Source organism: Klebsiella sp. CD33 (genome assembly GCF_051992865.1).
Lineage (GTDB): Bacteria > Pseudomonadota > Gammaproteobacteria > Enterobacterales > Enterobacteriaceae > Klebsiella > Klebsiella pneumoniae.
The window spans coordinates 131,674-146,425 of sequence record NZ_CP197023.1; the positions used below are offsets into that span (position 1 = coordinate 131,674).

The 14,752-nt window shown below is 55.0% G+C and carries 16 protein-coding genes; 5 read left to right on the forward strand and 11 right to left on the reverse strand.

The genetic code is table 11. The features are described 5' to 3' along the window. The first annotated feature begins 83 nt into the window (after nt 1-83). The gene (gene pyrE / locus ACR809_RS00645) at nt 84-725 is read left to right on the forward strand and encodes an orotate phosphoribosyltransferase (RefSeq protein ID WP_004173904.1); all 642 of its coding nucleotides are present in this window, start codon (nt 84-86) and stop codon (nt 723-725) included. A 35-nt stretch (nt 726-760) separates the two neighbouring features. Here pyrE and ACR809_RS00650 read toward each other — a convergent pair whose 3' ends face one another. The 4 genes from ACR809_RS00650 to coaBC all read right to left on the reverse strand — a co-directional run bounded on the left by ACR809_RS00650 (nt 761) and on the right by coaBC (nt 4,324). Then, a complete protein-coding gene (locus ACR809_RS00650) occupies nt 761-1,777 on the reverse strand; it encodes an SMP-30/gluconolactonase/LRE family protein (protein WP_004173905.1) in 1,017 nt (338 codons plus the stop codon). A gap of 175 nt (nt 1,778-1,952) precedes the next feature. Then, nucleotides 1,953-2,549: a nucleoid occlusion factor SlmA gene (gene slmA / locus ACR809_RS00655; protein WP_002922598.1), complete on the reverse strand. Its 597-nt coding sequence runs from the start codon at nt 2,547-2,549 to the stop codon at nt 1,953-1,955. A 124-nt stretch (nt 2,550-2,673) separates the two neighbouring features. Then, nucleotides 2,674-3,132, reverse strand: a complete 459-nt coding sequence (dut, locus tag ACR809_RS00660; RefSeq protein ID WP_004145270.1) for a dUTP diphosphatase — start codon at nt 3,130-3,132, stop codon at nt 2,674-2,676. Beyond that, a complete protein-coding gene (gene coaBC, locus ACR809_RS00665) occupies nt 3,110-4,324 on the reverse strand; it encodes a bifunctional phosphopantothenoylcysteine decarboxylase/phosphopantothenate--cysteine ligase CoaBC (protein WP_004188117.1) in 1,215 nt (404 codons plus the stop codon). The genes dut and coaBC overlap by 23 nt, the downstream gene beginning before the upstream one ends. 172 nt (nt 4,325-4,496) lie before the next feature. On the opposite strand from coaBC, the gene radC reads away from it, so the two are divergent. The 4 genes from radC to mutM all read left to right on the forward strand — a co-directional run bounded on the left by radC (nt 4,497) and on the right by mutM (nt 6,748). Beyond that, on the forward strand, nt 4,497-5,162 hold the full coding sequence (gene radC / locus ACR809_RS00670; protein WP_002922589.1) for a RadC family protein: 666 nt from the start codon (nt 4,497-4,499) through the stop codon (nt 5,160-5,162). A gap of 216 nt (nt 5,163-5,378) precedes the next feature. Next, nucleotides 5,379-5,615, forward strand: coding sequence for a 50S ribosomal protein L28 (rpmB, locus tag ACR809_RS00675; RefSeq protein WP_000091955.1), 237 nt, complete (start codon nt 5,379-5,381; stop codon nt 5,613-5,615). A 20-nt stretch (nt 5,616-5,635) separates the two neighbouring features. Continuing rightward, nucleotides 5,636-5,803: a 50S ribosomal protein L33 gene (gene rpmG, locus ACR809_RS00680; RefSeq protein WP_002922510.1), complete on the forward strand. Its 168-nt coding sequence runs from the start codon at nt 5,636-5,638 to the stop codon at nt 5,801-5,803. A 135-nt stretch (nt 5,804-5,938) separates the two neighbouring features. Beyond that, nucleotides 5,939-6,748, forward strand: coding sequence for a bifunctional DNA-formamidopyrimidine glycosylase/DNA-(apurinic or apyrimidinic site) lyase (mutM, locus tag ACR809_RS00685; RefSeq protein WP_122051028.1), 810 nt, complete (start codon nt 5,939-5,941; stop codon nt 6,746-6,748). Between the two features lie 188 nt (nt 6,749-6,936). On the opposite strand, the gene coaD is transcribed toward mutM, so the two are convergent. The 7 genes from coaD to ACR809_RS00720 all read right to left on the reverse strand — a co-directional run bounded on the left by coaD (nt 6,937) and on the right by ACR809_RS00720 (nt 14,708). Continuing rightward, nucleotides 6,937-7,416, reverse strand: coding sequence for a pantetheine-phosphate adenylyltransferase (coaD, locus tag ACR809_RS00690; protein ID WP_002922501.1), 480 nt, complete (start codon nt 7,414-7,416; stop codon nt 6,937-6,939). After that, nucleotides 7,413-8,189 carry a glycosyltransferase family 2 protein gene (locus ACR809_RS00695; protein WP_004145264.1) on the reverse strand — a complete coding sequence of 259 codons (777 nt, stop codon included), beginning with the start codon at nt 8,187-8,189 and terminating at the stop codon, nt 7,413-7,415. The genes coaD and ACR809_RS00695 overlap by 4 nt, the downstream gene beginning before the upstream one ends. Next, on the reverse strand, nt 8,189-9,463 hold the full coding sequence (gene waaA / locus ACR809_RS00700) for a lipid IV(A) 3-deoxy-D-manno-octulosonic acid transferase (protein WP_016946706.1): 1,275 nt from the start codon (nt 9,461-9,463) through the stop codon (nt 8,189-8,191). The genes ACR809_RS00695 and waaA overlap by 1 nt, the downstream gene beginning before the upstream one ends. Nucleotides 9,464-9,618: 155 nt before the next feature. Beyond that, on the reverse strand, nt 9,619-11,229 hold the full coding sequence (locus tag ACR809_RS00705; protein WP_122051029.1) for a sulfatase-like hydrolase/transferase: 1,611 nt from the start codon (nt 11,227-11,229) through the stop codon (nt 9,619-9,621). A gap of 6 nt (nt 11,230-11,235) precedes the next feature. Beyond that, the gene (locus tag ACR809_RS00710; RefSeq protein WP_016946704.1) at nt 11,236-12,207 is read right to left on the reverse strand and encodes a glycosyltransferase; all 972 of its coding nucleotides are present in this window, start codon (nt 12,205-12,207) and stop codon (nt 11,236-11,238) included. A 9-nt stretch (nt 12,208-12,216) separates the two neighbouring features. Beyond that, nucleotides 12,217-13,200 (reverse strand): glycosyltransferase, encoded by a 984-nt coding sequence (locus tag ACR809_RS00715; protein WP_015369162.1) that lies wholly within the window; start codon nt 13,198-13,200, stop codon nt 12,217-12,219. Nucleotides 13,201-13,337: 137 nt separating this feature from the next. Then, nucleotides 13,338-14,708, reverse strand: a complete 1,371-nt coding sequence (locus ACR809_RS00720; RefSeq protein WP_016946703.1) for an O-antigen ligase family protein — start codon at nt 14,706-14,708, stop codon at nt 13,338-13,340. Nucleotides 14,709-14,752: the final 44 nt, after the last annotated feature.

The window sequence follows — 14,752 nt, forward strand, 5'->3', positions numbered from 1 at the left end:
TTTTTTGCGCTTTATCCTTCATCACACCTGCGAAGGGGAGCGCGCAGTCTGACAATGATGAAAAGTACCAAAGGAGCGAATCCATGAAGCCGTATCAGCGCCAGTTTATTGAGTTTGCGCTTAGCAAGCAGGTTCTTAAGTTTGGCGAATTCACGCTGAAATCCGGGCGCAAGAGCCCCTATTTCTTCAACGCCGGCCTGTTTAACACCGGGCGCGATCTGGCTCTGCTGGGCCGTTTTTATGCCGAGGCGCTGGTGGATTCCGGAATTGAGTTTGACCTGCTGTTTGGCCCGGCCTACAAAGGAATCCCAATCGCCACCACCACCGCGGTGGCGTTAGCCGAGCATCATGACCGCGATCTGCCTTACTGCTTTAACCGCAAAGAGGCAAAAACCCATGGCGAAGGCGGCAATCTGGTCGGTAGCCCGCTGCAGGGCCGGGTAATGCTGGTGGATGACGTGATCACCGCCGGTACGGCGATTCGCGAATCCATGGAGATTATCCAGGCCCAGGGCGCGCAGCTGGCGGGCGTTCTGATCTCCCTGGATCGTCAGGAACGCGGCCGCGGCGAGATCTCCGCCATTCAAGAAGTGGAGCGGGATTACGGCTGCCAGGTTATCTCAATCATCACTCTGAAAGAGCTGATCGCTTACCTGGAAGAAAAGCCGGAGATGGCGGAACACCTGGCGTCAGTTCGCGCCTATCGTGAAGCTTACGGCGTCTGATGATGCGCCCGGCAGCCTCGGCTGCCGGATTTCCGCTATATCAGCTTAGCGCCCTGCGCATTGACGTACAGCGAATAGATTGACGTGCTGGACGCCATAAACAGACGATTGCGCTGTTCGCCGCCAAAGCACAAGTTCGCGCAGCGCTCTGGCAGTTTAATGGTGCCGATATGCTTACCCTGTGGGTTGAAGATCCGCACGCCGTCGAGTTCTTCGTTTCCGCTTCCCCATCCGCACCACAGATTGCCGTCTGCGTCGCAGGCGATCCCATCGGCGGTACCGTTCCCACAGTCGAGATATACCCGTTTATTTTTCAGCGTATTGCCTTCCACATCCCACGCCAGAATTAAGCGGTTCGGTGTCGCCCGGCTTTCCACCACGTATAAGGTCTTTTCGTCCGGCGAGAAACACAAACCATTTGGCCCTTTTACGTCGCCCAGTACCACGCTCAGTTTGCGGCTTTCCGGCTCCAGACAATAGACGTTTTGCGGCAATTCTGATGTTGCTTTGTGGCCTTCGTAAAAACCACTGATGCCAAATGGCGGATCGGTAAACCAGATGGTGCCGTCTGACTTCACAACGATATCGTTTGGAGAATTGAGGCGATGACCCTGGTAGCTATCGGCCAGTACGGTAACAGACCCATCGTATTCGGTACGCGTAATGCGGCGGGTGTCGTGCTCGCAACTGATTAAGCGCCCTTGTCTGTCGCGGGCGTGACCATTGCTATAATTGGCCGGGTAGCGAAAGATGCTGGTTTCTCCGCTGACTTCATCCCAGCGCATGATGGCGTTATTCGGAATGTCGCTCCACAGCAGCATTCGCATGTCGCCGAACCAGACCGGGCCTTCCGCCCAGCGGAAGCCGCTGGCGATGCGTTCGACCTTTGCGCTGGCAAGCATATAGCGACGAAAGCTATCATCGACGGCCACGATGCGTGGGTCCGGATAGCGTTCAGAGGGGGCCCATGCTGCGAAGCTTTTTTGACTGACCAGTAGCGATGCGGTTGCCAACCCGCCTATCTTCAGTAAATCCCGCCGTGACGTCGCCATCAAATCTCTCCTTGTCGGGTGGTGTTGGGGGAGGGTGAAATGTTCAGCAAGCTGGATAGTAGGAAAGGAAAGCGGAAACGCGCATTGGGCAATTCAACCAATGGCCCTGGGATTTGCGACAAACTTACGCAGATTGCGAGGAGAATCATGCAGCCTGGCGGCTGCATGTGAGGATTTACTGCAGCTGTGCGGCGACCAGCGGCCAGCGGGCGTCGAAATCATCCGTCGGACGATATTTGAACTCGCTGCGCACAAAGCGCGACAGCATGCCCTCGCAGAAAGCCAGCAGCTGGCTGGCCAGCAGGGTTTCGTCGAGGGTGTAGCCTTCGCCTTCGCGCATTTTTTTCTCGCGCATCACCTGGCGTAGCTGCGCTTCGATGCGCTCAAAAAGCTGGTTGATGCGACCCTGAAGCCGGTCCTGTTCGAACATCAGCGCGTGCCCGGTGAGGATACGCGTCAGCCCAGGATTACGCTCGCCAAAGCCAAGAATCAACAGAACGATCAGGCGCAGGCGCGCGGTGGTGTCCTTTTCATCTTTCAAAATCAAATTGATGCGCGTAATCAGACTGTCTTCAATGAACTCGATCAGGCTGTCAAACATGCGGGTTTTGCTGGGAAAATGGCGATACAGCGCGGCTTCAGAGACGCCGACGGAAGCCGCCAGTTTCGCGGTGGTAATACGCTGACTACCATCGCTGGATTCCAGCATCAGCGCCAGAGATTGAAGTATTTCTTCGCGACGATTCCGTTTCGCAGTTTGCTTTTCTGCCATGTTTTAAAATACCCCTGAAAATAAGCACTTGTCAGGCAGGCATCCACAACGCGACCGCAAACCAGGGCTTGCGGTAATGTTATTGCGTTATGCGCGTTGGGATGCAGATTCCGTGTTGCTGGGCTTATTTACGCCCTGAGTGACCGAAGCCGCCTTCGCCGCGGTCGGTGGCATCGAAGGATTCCACCAGGTTAAATTCCGCCTGAACGACCGGCACAAAGACCATCTGTGCGATACGTTCGCCCGGCTCGATAATAAAGCTCTGCTGACCGCGGTTCCAGACGGACACCATCAGCTGCCCCTGGTAATCGGAGTCGATAAGGCCCACCAGGTTGCCCAGGACTACGCCATGCTTATGACCCAGGCCGGAGCGCGGCAGGATCACCGCCGCCAGAGAGGGATCGGCGATATGAATCGCAAGGCCGGTCGGCAACAGTGTGGTTGCGCCCGGCGCCAGCTCTACGGCGTCGTCGAGACAGGCTCGCAGGTCAAGTCCGGCGGAGCCGGAGGTGGCATAGGTCGGCAGCGGAAATTGCTGGCCGACACGCGGGTCCAGAATCTTAACGTCGATTTTTTTCATCATAACGGGTCACGATCTCGTCGAGTAATAATTGGCCCAGGAGTTCCTTGCGCTCAAGTGGTAAGCGCTTTTCCCCATCCTGCCAGAAAAGGTGTAGTGCGTTGCTGTCGCTGTTAAAGCCCTGATTAGGCTGGGAAACATCGTTGGCGCAAATCAGGTCGAGGTTCTTGCGGGCACGTTTTTGCCGCGCATATTCTTCCACATTATTCGTTTCGGCGGCAAACCCAACGACGTAGGGGCGATGTGATTTTAGCGCCGCGACCCCGGCCACGATATCCGGGTTTTTAACCATTTTTATTGTTAATTCATCACCTTGTTTTTTTATTTTATCTTCGGCGATGACGGCGGCGCGGTAATCCGCTACCGCGGCGCAGCCAATAAAAATGTGCTGCTGCTGGGCGCCAGCCTGGACGGCCGCTTCCATCTCCAGCGCGGTAGTGACATCAATGCGCTGCACAAACGGCGGGGTCGGTAGCGATACCGGCCCGCTGATCAAGGTCACGTTCGCGCCCCGCTGCGCTGCGGCGGCGGCAATCGCGAAGCCCATCTTGCCAGAGCTGTGGTTGGTGATATAACGCACCGGATCCAATGGCTCACGGGTCGGGCCCGCGGTAATCATGAGGTTGAGATGTTGCAAATCTTTGACAGGGGAGGCGAAATGCTGCGCGGCCATGTCTACGATAGTTAACGGATCGAGCATTCTCCCCGGGCCGACGTCGCCGCAGGCCTGGCTACCGCTGTCTGGTCCCCATAGCAGCAGCCCGCGGGTAGCGAGCGTCTGCAGATTATGCTGGGTGGCCTGCGCGCGATACATCTGCTGGTTCATGGCGGGCACCACGGCAACCGGGGATGGGGTGGCAAGACAGATCGTCGACACCAGATCGTTGGCCATGCCGGCCGCCACGCGAGCGATTAAATCGGCGGTCGCTGGGGCGAGGATCACCAGGTCGGCCCATTTACCGAGCTCAATATGGCCCATTGCCGCTTCCGCCGCCGGATCGAGCAGGCTGTCGGAAACCGGATAGCCGGATACCGCCTGCAGGCTGAGTGGGGTGATGAACGCTTTTGCCGCCTCCGTCATCGCGACACGCACTTCCGCGCCGCGTTCACGCAGCCGGCGCACCAGTTCCGGGGTTTTATACGCCGCGATGCCGCCGCTGACGCCCAGGACGATTTTTTTACCCGCCAGAGTCATCATGATGTCTTCCTGTTGCCGTAGACCAGAATCCGCGCATCTTATCACAATCCTGCCGCCGTCGTGCCTCTGCCGGGCATTCACTTTGCGAGCGGCTACGCAGGGTGAAAATCGGCGGGTCGGCAGCGCCGTCAGGCTGTGCCAGGATAGGCTGATTCATCCAGGAGGGCGCATGGACGGAATGGAAAATCTGATGCCACGGGAGAAGATGCTGCAATACGGCATCGAAACGCTAACGGATGTTGAGCTACTGGCGCTTTTTCTGCGCGTCGGCACGCGTCGTCAGGATGTGCTCAGCTATGCCCAGGCGTTACTACAGCGTTTTGGCTCACTCTACGCTCTGCTTTCCGCTGATAAAGCGCAACTGATTGCTGTGGACGGACTGGGGCTGGCGAAATATGCGCAACTGAAGGGCATTGCCGAGCTGGCGCGACGCTATTTTAGCTCGCAGCTGGTCGAGGAGGCCGCGCTGGTCACCCCCTCGATGACGCGCGAGTTTTTACAAAGCCAGCTGACGGAAGAGGAGCGCGAGATCTTTATGGTGATCTTTTTAGATAATCAGAACCGGGTGTTGAAACATAGTCGTCTTTTTTCTGGTACTCTTAGCCACGTTGAGGTGCATCCGCGAGAAATTGTACGCGAAGCCATCAAAGTGAACGCCGCCGCCGTGATCCTTGCGCATAATCATCCCTCCGGTAGCCCGGAGCCAAGTCAGGCCGACAGACTGATTACCGAAAGGGTGATAAAATGTTGTAGATTCATGGAGATACGCGTGCTTGATCATCTGGTTATCGGCCGCGGTGCGTATGTATCTTTTGCCGAACGTGGCTGGATTTAGCCCCGAACTGGCGATCCTTCGGGATCTTTGTCTGTTCGGGACTTGAGCACATCGCCGAGTCAGCGTATACTACGCCACCTTTGAGAATCTCGGGTTTGGCATTTGGGCCTGGCAGTCGAGAGTTCACATTGAACTGCGATGACCAGGCTGTAAAGCCTGACGAGGCGCCAATACCCCATACGAAGCTCGAGCTAATTTGATTTTTGGAGAATAGACATGTCCCGAGTCTGCCAAGTTACTGGCAAGCGTCCGGTGACCGGTAACAACCGTTCCCACGCACTGAACGCGACTAAACGCCGTTTCCTGCCGAACCTGCACTCTCACCGTTTCTGGGTTGAGAGCGAGAAGCGTTTTGTCACCCTGCGCGTATCTGCTAAAGGTATGCGTGTAATCGATAAGAAAGGCATCGATACAGTTCTGGCTGAACTGCGTGCCCGTGGCGAAAAGTACTAAGTACTTAGAGGAAATAAATCATGGCTAAAGGTATTCGTGAGAAAATCAAGCTGGTTTCTTCCGCTGGTACTGGTCACTTCTACACCACCACGAAGAACAAACGTACCAAACCGGAAAAAATGGAACTGAAAAAGTACGATCCGGTTGTACGTCAGCACGTTATCTACAAAGAAGCTAAAATCAAATAATTTTAGCCTCCTTGTATAAAAACCCCGCTTCGGCGGGGTTTTTTGTTTTTAAAACTCCCCCATATTGCTTTCACATACTCCCTTTTCAGTCACCTGTCCGTGAAGCACAATACGTCGGGTAAACGGAGGAAAATCATGCCTGAATTACCAGAGGTTGAAACCAGCCGCCGCGGCATCGAGCCGCACCTGGTTGGCGCAACCCTTCTGCACGCCGTCGTGCGCAACGGACGGCTGCGCTGGCCGGTTTCCGAAGAGATTTATCGCCTGAGCGACGTTCCGGTTCTCAGCGTGCGTCGCCGCGCCAAATACCTGCTTCTGGAGCTGCCGGACGGCTGGATCATCGTCCATCTTGGGATGTCGGGGAGCCTGCGCATCCTGAGCGAAGAGCTGCCTGCTGAAAAACACGATCACGTTGACCTGGTCATGAGTAACGGCAAGGTGTTGCGCTACACCGATCCACGCCGCTTTGGCGCCTGGTTGTGGACCAGAACGCTGGAAGGCCATCCGGTACTGGCGCATCTTGGCCCGGAGCCGCTCAGCGACGCGTTCAACGCCGACTATCTCCAGCAAAAATGCGCGAAGAAGAAAACCGCGATCAAACCCTGGCTGATGGATAACAAGCTGGTGGTGGGCGTGGGGAATATCTACGCCAGTGAATCGCTGTTCTCCGCCGGGATCCATCCTGACCGGCTGGCGTCCTCGCTGTCGCGGGAAGAGTGTGAGCAGCTGGTGAAGGTGATTAAGCTGGTCCTGCTGCGTTCGATAGAGCAGGGCGGCACCACGTTAAAGGATTTCCTGCAAAGCGATGGCAAGCCGGGCTACTTCGCCCAGGAGCTACAGGTCTATGGCCGCAAGGGCGAACCCTGCCGGATCTGCGGCACGCCGGTCGTCGGGACCAAACATGCCCAGCGGGCGACCTTTTATTGCCGTCAGTGCCAGAAATAGTTCTCAAGAACAGGAATGTTTGTCGGCCAGGTCAGCGGGCCTGCGGGTGCGCATCTGGTGGGCCGGGGGCGTTTGTAGGCCAGGTCAGCGTAGCGCCATCTGGCACAAAGACCGGGACAGAGCCGGTGTGAATGGCCCAGCGGCGTAGTGCTGCGCCAGCCGACGTGGCTCATGACCCGGCAGATGCGTTACTTCAGCTTATTCAACAGCGCCTGATGCACATTAGCTGGCAGAAAGTGAGAAACGTCGCCCTGGTGGCGCGCCACTTCCTTCACCAGTGAGGAAGAGATAAACGACCACTCTTTGCACGGCATCAGAAACACGCTCTCAAGGGTGGGCATCAGGTGGCGGTTCATATGAGCCAGCTGCATCTCATACTCGAAATCCGCCACCGCCCGCAGGCCGCGGATCAGGATATTGGCCTGCTGCGCGCGCGCGAAATTGGCCATTAAATCACTGAAGCCGATAACCTCCACGTTCACCAGGTGGGCCGTCGCCTGCTCTGCCAGCGCAATGCGCTCATCAAGGCTGAACATCGGCTTTTTACTCGGGCTGGCGGCGATAGCCAGCACCACTTTATCGAACATACTTGCCGCGCGGGTGACAATATCGATATGACCGTTGGTGATGGGGTCGAAGGTACCCGGATAGATCGCTTTTGTGCTCATGATGACTCTTTCTCCGAGTAGCCGTGGCTCAGCGCCCACAGCTCGGTATATTTCGTAAACGTATACTGCGCGTTGACCATCGCCAGTAACCATCCCTGTTTACCGTCCAGCACCCCACCGCGCAATAGCAACGTCTTGAGGAACGCGCCCAGCGTATGGCTGAAAATCCCTGCCATCGAGGTCTTCTTGCCCTTCTGGTGACGCTCAAGCGCCCACGCGGCGGCATACGCCAGCTGTTTTTGCTGGAAGCCAGCGAAGTCGCGGCAGGTCAGGTGCAGGAGATCGCCGGTCAGCGGAATAACCTCGGCGCCCAGGCTATCCAGCGATTCATGGACCAGATTATCGTTATAGCGGTAACGGGCGCGTTCGTACAGGCGCAGGACGCGATCGGGATACCAACCGCTGTGGCGCATAAAGCGTCCGAGAAAATAGTTACGGCGGGCGATGCTGTAGATGGCGCCGCGCTGGGGGGCGTCCAGTACCTTAAGAATAGCCTGCCTGAGTTCTGGCGTGACGCGCTCATCGGTATCGATCATCAACACCCAGTCGCCGGTGGCGTAATCCTGCGCGCGCTGGCGCTGAATGCCATAGCCTCGCCAGTCGGTATGGGTATAGACCTGGGCGCCGAGGCGGCGGGCCAGCTCAACGGTGTTGTCGGTGCTGCCGGAGTCGAGGACGATAATTTCATCCGCCCAGCTAACGGAGCCCAGACAATCCGGCAGCAGGTCGGCGGCGTTTTTAGCGATCATCACCACGGAAAGCCGGTTCGACATTAATGACTCCGCTGCGGCAGGTAAGGTTGCAGTAACTGTAGCAGACGCGACAGCGCGCCCTGGTTCTGATGCAGCACTTCCACCGCGTGACGGCCATACCACAGACGGTAATCTTCATCGGTCAGGAGCGTGGACACCTCCCTGACCAGCGAATCGGCATCGGTAACGGTGATCAGGCCATCGTCCTGCTGCAGCTTGGCGCAGATATCTTTGAAGTTGAAGGTATGCGGGCCCATCAGCACCGGAATGGCGTGCGCCGCCGGCTCTAGCGGGTTATGGCCGCCGCGCTCCACCAGGCTGCCGCCGACGAAGGCGAGGTCGGCAATGCCGTAGAGCAGCATCAGCTCGCCCATGGTATCGCCAATGACTACCTGGGTACTGGAGGAGGGGATCTCGCCGGTGCTGCGCAGAGTAAAGCTCATCCCAGCCTTTTGTACCATCTCACGGGCGTCAGGGAAGCGCTCCGGATGGCGGGGAACAAGGATCAGCAGCAGGTTCGGGAAAGTCTCCAGCAGTTTTTTATGCGCCTGGAGGATGATTTGTTCTTCACCGTCGTGGGTGCTGGTGGCAATCCAGACCTTGCGGTGCGGTGCCCATTGCCGACGCAGCGTCACCGCCCGGGCCGCCAGCTCTGGCGTGACGGAGATATCGAATTTCAGGCTGCCGGTGACCGCCAGCTGGTTGCGCTTCAGCCCCAGAGAGAGGAAGCGGTTACCATCTTCTTCATTCTGCGCGGCGATAAGCGTAATGCGGCTCAACAGGCGGCGCATAAAGCCGCCCAGTTTGGCATAGCCTTTGGCGGAACGTTCGGACAGGCGCGCGTTGGCGATCACCAGCGGGATCTTACGCTTATGCAGCGCGGCCACCATATTCGGCCACAGCTCGGTCTCCATAACGATCACCAGCTTCGGCTGAACGGTGTTCAGGAAGCGGTTCATGGCGCCGGGCAGATCGTAGGGCAGATAGACGTGATGAACATCTTTGCCAAACGCCGACATGGCGCGTTCAGAACCGGTCGGCGTCATGGTCGTGACGGTGATGGGCAGTGAGGGATAGCGATGGCGTAGCGCGCGTACTAACGGGATCGCCGCCAGCGTTTCACCGACGGAGACGGAGTGCAGCAGAATGCCATCCGGCACTACCTTGTTTTGACAGAAGCCATAACGTTCAGCCCAGCGTTTTCGGTATGCCGGGGCCTTACGGCTGCGCAGCAGCAGTCGCAGCCACACCAGCGGCTGAATGAGGTAGAGTAGGGTGGTATAAAGCAATTCCAAACTATTTATCCGTTTTAGGTTTTTTGCGGGCAAATTCTAAGCATTTAACCCGTGTAAAGCTATCTCTTTGGCACTTTCCCAGTCCTTTTGTTGTCTTCCATACCCGATGTTGGCAAAGGTGGGCAATGATTGCCCACCTTCTATACGCCGCAGAATTATTGTTCCGCAGGAGGGAGTGCATTCAAATGATAGGTTACACGCTCAGAAAGACCGCGAATATCGCCGCCAGTAATAAAGTAACTGTCATCTTTCTGATTAGGATTTTCAATGGTGTACCCTAACATTTTGTTGATCAGCGTTGCCAGTTGATAGTGGTTCAACGGCATCTGAGGCGCAATATTGTGCATTGAATAGGCCGGGTCGTTACTAAAGTAGAGGAACGGAACCTGCGCGATTGGCATTGAAACGATAGAGTGGCCAAATAAGCCGCCATCGCCGACGCGCTCACCGTGATCGGAGGTGACGAAGATCAGGACGGGTAATTTCGACTTGGCCATTACCGCGCGAATCGCCGAGGCCAGTTCACGATCGTAAAGGCGAACCGCGTCATCATACTCGTTTTTCTTCTGGGTGACTTCATCGCTGGCTTCCGGTGTTGAGAAGCGGGCAAATCCCTGCGGAATGTTGCGGTCGTAAGGGATATGCGGCGCCCGGCTGTTAAGAACCATCAGGAACGGCTTCGCCCAGTTAATATCGGCTTTTTCTACTGAGGGGGTAAGCACCACATCAGCGCCGATTTCTGGCGCCGGTCGCACCTGTGTATCTTCCCACAGGTTGAGCGCGTGAATGCCAATCCAGTTACTTAAGCCTTCCAGCCCTTGGGCAGAGATAAATGCCGTTTGATAACCACGCTTCTGCGCATTAACAAAAATGTTCGCTGATTTATTCTTGTAGGCGGCGTAGTTGTCAGGCTCGCGCAGGTTATTGACCAACATCGGAATAGCCACGCGAGTAGAGACGGCATTGGAGACGATTAGCCGTCCGGTTCCCTGATATTGCTCCATAAGCGCTTTCAATTCAGGGGTGGTATCTCGTTCATAACCCAACGCGCTAATGTGGTGCGGGTTCAGGCTTTCACCGATAGCGAGAATAATAGAGTAGCGGCCGACCTGGCTTTGCGGGATCGGCGTGACTTTATACGGCTCGTAGGTTGTTAGTTTCTGGTTATCACCGGAAATCGCCTCTGGTATCAGGCGAATAGCGCTGTAGCTCATGGCCGAAAGGCCGTTACGTAAAAGCGAGTGACGCAGATCCGGGTTGAACTTATACATCTGGCCGTTGATCGCTTTGTAAAACTGGCCGACAAACATCACCAGAATCGCTACCAGACATGGCACGGCCAGCAGCTTAGGCCACTGTGGCGCAAAACGGCGCGTAAAGAACAGGGCAAAAACAACAGCGATAAACATGATAACGAAGTAAATTCCCAACGTGCCGAGGCTGTCGGTAATGCCGCTGGCGATATCTTTGGTTTCGACGAACGCCAGCCATACCTCGCTTGGGCCATAGAACTGGCCATAAAACTGATAGTAAATCGCTTCGCTAATTTGCACGATGAAGGTAATCGCCAACAGCAAGCGGGTGATAAAGAAGCGTATACTTACCGCCGCCAGCAGCGAAATAATCAGATAAAGCGAGAGGTCTCCAGCCTTCGGGCTATAGACGTGGTCCTTTAACAGGATAATGATTTCTGGCAGCGCGAACAGCACGGCAAAAGCGACCGTCAGCAGTAATGTGCGTATAAGATTGCGGTGTAAAGTCATCATCGTAACTCAGTACTTTTTGGTCAAAGGACGAATCGCTTTGCCAAAACCAAAGCGGAGGGCGCGGACCGGCATTGAACGTGCATTCAACCCCTTGCGCCAGATATCTTCAAAAAGCGCCATCCAACGGGCGGCAACGGCCTCCCTTGAATAGACCTGAAGCCGTTTCTCCCCTTGTTCGCGCATCTTTTGATAGAGCTCGGGGTCGTTCTTTAACTTCATGATCGCTGCGAAGGCTTCGTCCGGATTCTTAGCTATCAGATAGTCGAGTTCGCTTTCGCGAATTGCCCGGAATGATTGTTCATCGTCGCAAATCATTACCGTTTTGCCCAACCAGTTATTGATAAGCTTGCTGGCCGGTTTGCGCGCTAGCTTATGGTCATGTGATTTACGGAAACTCACACAAATATCGACATCGCGGTAGTCTGTCCAGTTGTTGAACGAGATACGCAAGGCAATACCTTGTTCAGCCAGGCGTTGTTTAAATTCATCGCTTTGATATTCCGCCGGGAAACTATCGACACGCCCGAAATAGGCCACGGTATGAATAGTGTTATCCGTGCGCTCGCGCGGCTGAACACCCGGCTGCGGCCAATAAGGGACGAAGATACGATTACTGTGACCGTCAACTTCCGGATTTTGGTCAACGACATAATCCGCGCCGATAACCGGTGGCCGGTCAGCGCGCGCGACGACGGTGACACCCCGCCAGGGCTTGACGCGAGAACCGAAATCATCGTTATGCATCAGATTGATAGCATCGGGGCGGCATTCAGAGCCGAAAGAGCATTCTATCGCGTCGCCATAATAATAATTGAGGGCCAGCGTCGTCTGGAATGTCCAGCCACCGCGTCCGCCGCAATAAAAACGCTCTGGAATGGTGTTGGGATCGACCCGGTTATCGAGCAGCGTCTGGAAGTCAGCATAATTTTTAGCGATAAAATCGCTGCGAGAAACGGCGTGCAATTTAAGCTTATTCATAGGTTCGCTTTATTTGACCAGTTTTTTTAAACGAAAATAACGACGTCCCAGACGCCAGCGGAGGCGTAATCCACGCGCATTTTTCCAGATCATCGACCAGATGCCGCGGTCAAAGAGTTCTTGCGTAATTTCCCTTTTTTTGGCGAGGTCTTCGATATTATTGATGCTATGCAGAATGCCTAATCCCTCTTTAGCGATTTGCCAATGACAGCCGGGAACGCGTTTCACCTGTTCCGGGTAGCGCTGATTAATGGCATCCAGCATTGTCAGTATTTTCATATAGTGACGTGAAGAGCGCATCCGCGTATCGTCGGTACCAGGGGTATGGGATACCGAAGCTGAGTGGATCAGATAATCATAAAAGACTTCATCAATGTACTGCACGCGTTTGGCTACCAGCAGTATTTCGGTCGTCCAGGGAATATCCTGATGGCGTAGCCCCGGTTCGAAAGAAAAATTATTTTCTTTAATCAGCGCATGGCGATAAATATTTAGCCAGGTGACGTGCAAAAACTTGCGCGACTCCAGCGCCATATTTAGCCAATCCGGCCCCTCAAGGACGCCAGTGGACGCAAGACGGTCTGAAGGGAATATTTTTTTGCTGGGACGCCCATCATCATAAATGTAATTACCGTTACAGGTAGCGACGTCAAGGTTGTTCTGGTGGGCGATCTCCAGTAAACGGGAATACATCCCCGGGTAGATTACGTCATCGATATCGGGGAAGGCGACATACTCTCCCCGCGCTACCGCAAGACCGCTATTACGTGCCGCGGACACGCCGCCGTTGGCCTGATCGATGACGTGGAACTGGGCAAACTCACCGGCGTAGTGGTTGATAACAGAAGCAGAGTTGTCCGTTGAACCGTCATTAACGACGATGATTTCAAGGCCGCTAATTTGCTGAGCTTTTATGCTGTCAAAAAATGCGCTCAGGAATTTCTCACCGTTATAAACCGCAACGATAAGGCTCAGGACAGGAATGTCTGACATGCTTACTCCGTGATAAAAGCGGGACGTCTAGTGCTACGCTTGGACACTGTTTGTGTTGCAGAGTTCGGATATGAACTGCGCCAGCGCTCTCTATTATCTATGATGCGATAAAGAAAGCCACCGGCGCGGAGGTATGGTTAGTCGTTTGGCGAATAATTCTCACGCGGTCGCAGCGCGGCGATGCCGATGAGCAGACCGGTCAACATCATATATTGCTCGAGATAATGGTCTTTGAGATTGTGGTCGACCATGGTTCGCGAGAAGAAGCCGATGGTAAACAGCAGCAGGAATAACCCAACCATAGTTTTACCATGGCGGAATTCACGCCAGCCGATATACCAGCAGCCCGCCAGTAAGATAAGCCAGCCGGCAATCCCGACCACGCCGTTCTGCAGGCCAAATTCGATTAGCCCATAATGGCTGTGCGGAATCGTAATATGCATATCCTGAGTATCGCGACGCAGAATATAGCGAAACGCCTCTTTGCGCGGGCCAATTCCTGCCGGGTGCTCGCCAACAAGCTTCCAGCCTTGATGGAAGAAGCTGGCTCGGCAGCCGTTAGAGTGATCGATCTCTTTTCCCTGGGCATTGAGCGGGATAGTGCCGTCAATGCGGTTATAGCAGAAGCTGGTAAACGGCGCGTTCCAGCCAGCGACCGCATCGCTTTCCAGACTCTGCCAGCGCGGATCGGTTTTCCAGGAGGCGTAACCGAGGAAAATCGCGGAGCAGAACAGAGCGACTAACAGGCCTAAGGTAAGTACGATGCGGCTGCGGCGCTGGGCGTTCAGGCTAAGCAGGATAAAGGTCGAGAACAGGCTACCGACCAGCCCGATTGTGCCCCAGCGCGTATCAACCAGTGTGGTACAGATGAGGTTAGAGATCAACAACAGCGTAACGATCGGGGTATTCAGACACAGGAAGCGCTTTTTGATTAACGCTCGGGCCAGTAATTCCGCCAGCAGGAAGCCGGTTATCATATTGACCTGGAAGCTCATACGGGTGCGGTTATAAACAATCCGCGTTTCGCCCCAGTGGATATAGCCATCGCGCCAGTAAAGCCAGGCGGAGTCCAGGAGATGAATACAAATCACGCCCCAGAAACACAGCACGATCAGTGTGAACAGCCGTGCGCTGGTTAGGGAAGGGAACTGGGTCTGCAGTACCGGCATCAGAATCAGACCGGAACAAAACAGCAGGACCGGACGCAGCCATTGTCCATCCCAGGTACCGACCATTTCTTTTAAATCCGGGGCGACGAACAGGCCGTTGAGCAAGATATAAAGCGTTAGTAGCCAGAGGGTAATCAATACAAACTTTATTTGGTGAGTATCAAGCTTCTGGCGAGCGGTGCGGCTGGTAAAGAATAGGCCGAAACTACATAAAATAATGGTGTAGATAAAACCATTGCGGTTGAAAAGGAGTTGGTCGTTAGGAATCGGCCAGACAAAACATAATGCCAGGACGTACAAAAACGTCAGTCCTGCAAAAAAATTACGGGTTTTAGTCATAGTTTAGAGGCGGGTTTGACAAACCAGCTTTCCGGCAGCGTGAG

Bases quoted from the DNA above. Each gene is read 5' to 3' on its own strand.
- pyrE (WP_004173904.1), top strand. From the start codon at position 84: ATGAAGCCGTATCAGCGCCAGTTTATTGAGTTTGCGCTTAGCAAGCAG.
- ACR809_RS00650 (WP_004173905.1), bottom strand. From the start codon at position 1,777: ATGGCGACGTCACGGCGGGATTTACTGAAGATAGGCGGGTTGGCAACC.
- slmA (WP_002922598.1), bottom strand. From the start codon at position 2,549: ATGGCAGAAAAGCAAACTGCGAAACGGAATCGTCGCGAAGAAATACTT.
- dut (WP_004145270.1), bottom strand. From the start codon at position 3,132: ATGATGAAAAAAATCGACGTTAAGATTCTGGACCCGCGTGTCGGCCAG.
- coaBC (WP_004188117.1), bottom strand. From the start codon at position 4,324: ATGACTCTGGCGGGTAAAAAAATCGTCCTGGGCGTCAGCGGCGGCATC.
- radC (WP_002922589.1), top strand. From the start codon at position 4,497: ATGGACGGAATGGAAAATCTGATGCCACGGGAGAAGATGCTGCAATAC.
- rpmB (WP_000091955.1), top strand. From the start codon at position 5,379: ATGTCCCGAGTCTGCCAAGTTACTGGCAAGCGTCCGGTGACCGGTAAC.
- rpmG (WP_002922510.1), top strand. From the start codon at position 5,636: ATGGCTAAAGGTATTCGTGAGAAAATCAAGCTGGTTTCTTCCGCTGGT.
- mutM (WP_122051028.1), top strand. From the start codon at position 5,939: ATGCCTGAATTACCAGAGGTTGAAACCAGCCGCCGCGGCATCGAGCCG.
- coaD (WP_002922501.1), bottom strand. From the start codon at position 7,416: ATGAGCACAAAAGCGATCTATCCGGGTACCTTCGACCCCATCACCAAC.
- ACR809_RS00695 (WP_004145264.1), bottom strand. From the start codon at position 8,189: ATGTCGAACCGGCTTTCCGTGGTGATGATCGCTAAAAACGCCGCCGAC.
- ACR809_RS00705 (WP_122051029.1), bottom strand. From the start codon at position 11,229: ATGATGACTTTACACCGCAATCTTATACGCACATTACTGCTGACGGTC.
- ACR809_RS00710 (WP_016946704.1), bottom strand. From the start codon at position 12,207: ATGAATAAGCTTAAATTGCACGCCGTTTCTCGCAGCGATTTTATCGCT.
- ACR809_RS00715 (WP_015369162.1), bottom strand. From the start codon at position 13,200: ATGTCAGACATTCCTGTCCTGAGCCTTATCGTTGCGGTTTATAACGGT.
- ACR809_RS00720 (WP_016946703.1), bottom strand. From the start codon at position 14,708: ATGACTAAAACCCGTAATTTTTTTGCAGGACTGACGTTTTTGTACGTC.